The sequence below is a fragment of the Variovorax soli NBRC 106424 genome (genome assembly GCF_001591385.1).
In the GTDB taxonomy this organism is placed as follows: domain Bacteria; phylum Pseudomonadota; class Gammaproteobacteria; order Burkholderiales; family Burkholderiaceae_C; genus Variovorax; species Variovorax soli.
In genome coordinates, this window is the sequence record NZ_BCUU01000180.1 from 1 (window position 1) to 4,941 (window position 4,941).

At 71.4% G+C, this 4,941-nt stretch carries 4 protein-coding genes; all 4 read right to left on the reverse strand.

Going from position 1 to position 4,941, the window contains the following annotated elements; all coding sequences use genetic code 11:
• A partial coding sequence (locus VSO01S_RS25930) for a winged helix-turn-helix domain-containing protein (protein ID WP_245684335.1) occupies window positions 1-2,226 on the reverse strand: 2,226 nt, incomplete at its 3' end.
• 52 nt (window positions 2,227-2,278) lie between these two features.
• Complete coding sequence (locus tag VSO01S_RS25935; protein ID WP_245684336.1) at window positions 2,279-3,112, reverse strand: DUF4399 domain-containing protein; 834 nt, start codon at window positions 3,110-3,112, stop codon at window positions 2,279-2,281.
• A gap of 92 nt (window positions 3,113-3,204) precedes the next feature.
• On the reverse strand, window positions 3,205-4,191 hold the full coding sequence (locus VSO01S_RS25940) for a Bug family tripartite tricarboxylate transporter substrate binding protein (RefSeq protein ID WP_068645641.1): 987 nt from the start codon (window positions 4,189-4,191) through the stop codon (window positions 3,205-3,207).
• Between the two features lie 112 nt (window positions 4,192-4,303).
• The coding region (locus VSO01S_RS25945; protein WP_161944481.1) for a histone deacetylase family protein at window positions 4,304-4,941 on the reverse strand (638 nt) is incomplete at its 5' end.

Consider the following 4,941-nt stretch of genomic DNA (forward strand, 5'->3'; position numbering starts at 1 on the left):
CCAGTCGCGGGCCGCCACCGCCGCATAGCCCTGGGCCAGGTCGCGCCACACGTTCACGTTGCCGCGCCAGTAGCGGCCCTGCGGCATGGCCGGGTCGGCCAGCATGGCGTCGATGCGCTCGCACAGCTCGCGGCAGGTCTGCGCATGGCCGTGCCGGGCATGCAGGCGCACCTTCTCGGTGAGGCTCGCAATGCGCAGCCGGGGCAGCTTGCGCGCGGCGCCCACGGCGTCCAGCGCATCCAGCAGCTCCAGCGCGCGGTGTTCGGCCCCCTCGGCCAGCGCCATGCGGGCACCGGTGCGGTAGGCCAGCATCAGCGGCTCGGGCATGCCGCCGCGCTCGAGCACGTCGAAGCGATCGGCCAGCAGCGCCGCGGCTTCGGCGGGGGCATTGCGCTCCCAGGCCGCCGCCGCGGCCAGCGCCGCCAGCATGCAGGTGAAGCGGGCGCGCCGGCCCAGTTCGCCCTCGGCCTTGGCCAGGGCGGGGCGCAGGATGCTGTCGGCCAGCAGCACCTGCCCTTCCCAGATGTAGCTCAGGCCCACGAGCAGCTCGCCCCAGCGCGCGATGTAGCCCATGCCCTGGCTGAAGTCGCCGCGGGGCGCCTGCTGCTGGCGCAGGCGCGCCAGCGCCGGCTCGCCGTCGATGAGCGCACGATAGGCCATGCGGTTGGCATGCACCTGCAGCAGCAGCGGGTCACGGACCGGCACCGTGGTGCCCCAGGCGTCGTGCGTCTGGGCAAAGCGGTCCAGGTCGTCCGCGAACACCGCGGCCCCGCCCAGCACCAGCGAGCATTCGAAGCGCAGCGCGTCATCCACGCCGGGCAGCGCCAGGATGCGGTCAACCATGCGCAGCGCTTCCTCGTGGCGCTCGCTGGCCGCCAGCGTCCAGGCGGCGGCCAGCAGCAGGCGCGGGCGCGCATCCAGCTCCTGCGCGGGAAGCTGGGCGAGCCAGTCCAGCACGGCGCCCTGGCGGCCGTTGCGCATCAGCGATTCGTACAGGCTGCGCTCGGCCAGCTCGTAGGCCCGCGGGTGCTCGCCTGCGGTCAGCGCGTGGCGCGCCGCCTGCTCCACGAGGCCGTGCTCGGCCAGCCAGTGCGAGGCGCTGGCATGGACCTGCGCCTGCTCGGCCGGCGGCAGGCCGGCGAAGATCTGGCGCAGCGCGTCGCGTGCAAGCGCATGCATGCGCAGCCAGTCGCCCTGTTCGGCGGCCACGAAGACGGGCGTGTCGCGGCCCAGGCGCGCCAGCCTCTCGGCCGCATCGGCATGGCCGGTGGCCGCCCGGCACAGCTGTGGGTGCAGGGGGTCGAGCACCGAGATGCGCACCAGGAAATCGCGGTCGGCCGCATCGAGCTTGCTGAGCAGCAGCTTGATGAACTGCCCGTGCAGCGCGTCGCCCAGTGCGCTCAGCCCGGCCAGGTCGCCGCCGAATTCGGCTGCGCCGGCGGATTCGCCCCCGTTGCCCGCCCCGCCGCGCGCCATGATGGTGAGCGCCAGCTGCAGGCCCAGCGGCCAGCCTTCGGTCAACTCGTGCAGCCGGGCCGCGGCATTGCGGTCGACCCGCGCGCCGAAGCGGCCGTGCACCAGCTCCAGCGTTTCCTCGAGCCGGAAGCGCAGCGACGCCGGGCCGACCTCGACGCACTGGCCATAGGCAATCAGGTCGTCGATGTCGAGCTGGCAGTCAGGTCGCGCGCCGATCAGCGTGCGCAGGTTGGGCGGCGCATTGCGCAGCAGGTAGGCCAGGGCCTCGCGCGAGGCTTGCGGCAGGCGCTCGGCCTCGTCGACGATCAGCACCGCATCCAGCGCGGTCTGCGCCAGCTCGGCCAGCCAGACGGTGATGGCCTCCAGGCCGTCGGTGGCGCCCGCGGCCTCGAGCAGGGTGTGGCCGAAGGTCGGGCGCCCGGCGGCCTGGCGCACCGCCAAGGCCAGGCTCTGGGCCAGGCGCAGCGGATCGTCCTGCGGCTGGGCCGACAGCCAGGCCACCACCGCGCCGCGCGACAAGTGTTCGAGCCGCCACTGGGCCAGCAGGGAGGTCTTGCCGAAGCCGGCCGGCGCACGCACCAGCACGGCGGGCACGCCCTGCAGGGCGGGATCGGCGGACAGCAGCCGCGCGCGCGAGACCAGATGGCGCGGAACCCGGGGCGGCGCGACCTTGAGGAGCAAGTCGTCGGCGGCATCGCCACCAGCACCACGCATCACCACGGCAGTTCCCACATCAAGAGTGCGGGCCATTCTAGAGGCGAGGCGCGCCCGTGCGCAGGCGCTGTGAGGCGGCGTGCGCCGCTCAGGGCACCGTGAAGCTCACCGGTTTGGCCTGCGCCAGGGCCTTGCCGTCGGCATTGCCGACAAGGTCCAGCCGGGCGCTGTAGCTGCCGCGCGGCGGGCTGAGCCACACCTCGGTCTGCCCGCCGTCGAGCTCGATCACCTCGCTCTTCTGGCCGCTGCGCTCCAGCGTGAGGCGGAAGTGCCCGGTGCCGTCCACCTTGGGTCCGGCGTGCGAGACGTTGAAGCCGCTGGCATGAAACTGCATGCGCATCGGCAGCTGCACCGTGCCGCGATCGGCCGCGCCCAGCACCTCGATGCGCGGCGGGCCCAGCAGGTCGGCCGGCTTCACGTCCTTGTTCTGCTTCGTCACCGTGATGCGCATCGGCTTGCTGTAGACGAAGTAGGGAATGTGGCCCTGGTCGGCCAGCACCAGGCGCAGCGTGTAGCTGCCGGGCGGCAGGTCGACCACCGTCTCCATCTGGCCCTTGCCGAAGTGCACGTACTTCTCGGTGAAGGGCAGCGGCTTCTTGAAGTCCAGCGGCAGGGGCTGGTCGATGAGCAGGTGGTGGTGCCCCGCGCGGCCGGCCGTCTTGCCCGCCGGCACGATGCCGCGCATGCTCAGCCCGAAGCGGGCGACGAAGGGCGACTCCACGCTGGCGCCATCCTTCAGGTTGGTGAAATAGGCCTCGGGCGACCAGCTCGGCGGCACCACGACCCAGGGGTGGATCGGCAGGTCGGCCAGGTCGGTCTCGGGCGGCGCGTTCTGCGCGTGGGCCGCGCCCGCCACAACACATGCCGCCGCCACGAAGGCCAGAACCCTCCCTGCCTTGAACCCCACCATGCCCAGAGCCATTTGACACCTTTTGTTTCAATAGGTGTTCGATTGTGGCCGCAAAAGCGGCCGGCCCCGCGCGCGAAATGCGGGTGTTATTCACCAGGGGCAGCTCAGCTGCCCTTAGCCAGGCCCAGCTTGTCGATCAGCGCCTTCTCCTTCTTCACCGTCTCTTCGGCAAAGGCGGTGTACTGGGCCGAGCTCATGTAGATGGGCACCATGTCGTAGCGCCCCAGCGCCGCCAGGTAGCTGGGCTCTTCCATGGCCTGCTTGAAGGCGTCGTGCAGCTTCTTGACCACCTCGGGCGGCGTGCCCTTGGGCGCGCCGATGCCGAAGGGCGAGTTCTGCACGATGTCGTAGCCCAGTTCCTTGAGCGTGGGCGCATCGGGAAACTTGGCCAGGCGCTTCTCGCCCCAGGTGTTGAGCACGCGCAGCTTGCCCGACTCCACATGCGGCGCCCAGCCGGTGCTGTCGGACGCGGCCATGAGATGCCCGCCCAGCAGCGCCTGCATGAGGTCGGCATTGCCTTTGTACGGTACGTGCTGCAGCTGGATGCCGGCCTGCTGCGCCAGCAGCTCGGTGGTCAGGTGCGGGCTGGTGAGGTTGCCGGTGGAGCCGTAGCTGAGCTTGCCCGGGTTGGCCTTGGCGTAGGCCACGAAGTCGTTCCAGTTCTTGATGGGGCTGTCGCTGGGCACCACCATGCCGAAGGCATAGCCGGTGACGTTGATCACGTAGCTGATGTCCTTCACCGGGTCCCAGTTGATCTTGGTGGTGTAGCCGATGCGGAACACGCCCAGCGGGATCTGGCCGATGGTGTAGCCGTCTGCGGCCGAGGTCTGCAGCGCCTGCGCCGGCAGCGTGCCGCCGGCACCCGGCTTGTTCTCCACGATCACCGGCTGGCCCAGCACCTTGCTGGCGTTGTCGGCCAGCTGGCGCATGGTGATGTCGGTCGGGCCACCGGCCGGGAAGGCGATCACCAGCTTGATCGGCTTGCTCGGAAAGCCCTGCTGGGCCTGTGCCGCGAGCGGCCAGGCCAGGCCGGCAAGGCCAGCCGTGGCGGCCAGCGAAGCGGTGCGAAGAAGGAATGTACGTCGGGACATGGGCCAGGACTCCTCGATGGCAAGCGGATCAGGAGCGGGCATTGGGCCGCCGCGCGGCGCGGGCGGCAATCGGGGCTCACCCGCAAGGCGGTCGCGGGTGCGACTCGGCGGTTCAGGCCGCCTGCTGCTCGAAGCCCTGCAGCACGTTCACCGCGTTGATGCCCACCTCGGCCACGGCGTAGCCGCCCTCGAACACGAAGACGGTGGGCAGGCCGGCGCGGGCGATGTCCTCGCCGATGCGTAGGTAGTCGCCGCTCTTCAGGCGAAAGCCCGCGACCGGGTCGCCTTCGAAGGTGTCGACACCCAGCGACACCACCAGCGCCTCGGCGCCGGCCGCTGCAATGCCTTGCAGCGCCTGCGCCAGCGCGGCACGCCAGGTGGCGAAGTCGGTGCCGCGCGCCAGCGGCAGGTTGTGGTTGAAGCCCAGCCCCGCGCCGGCGCCGCGCTCGTCGGCATGGCCCAGGTAGTAGGGATAGTCGCTGCGCGGGTCGCCATGCAGGCTGGCCACGTGCACGTCGGCGCGCTCGTAGAAGATGGCCTGCGTGCCGTTGCCGTGGTGGTAGTCCACGTCGAGCACCGCGACCTTCGCCGCGCCGGCGTTGCGCAGCGTCTGCGCCGCGATGGCGGCGTTGTTGAGGAAGCAGTAGCCGCCATAGAAATCCGCGCCGGCATGATGGCCCGGCGGCCGCGTCAGCGCGAAGGCCGCGCGCTCGCCGCCGGCGACGCGGCTCGCCGCGGTCCAGGCGCAGG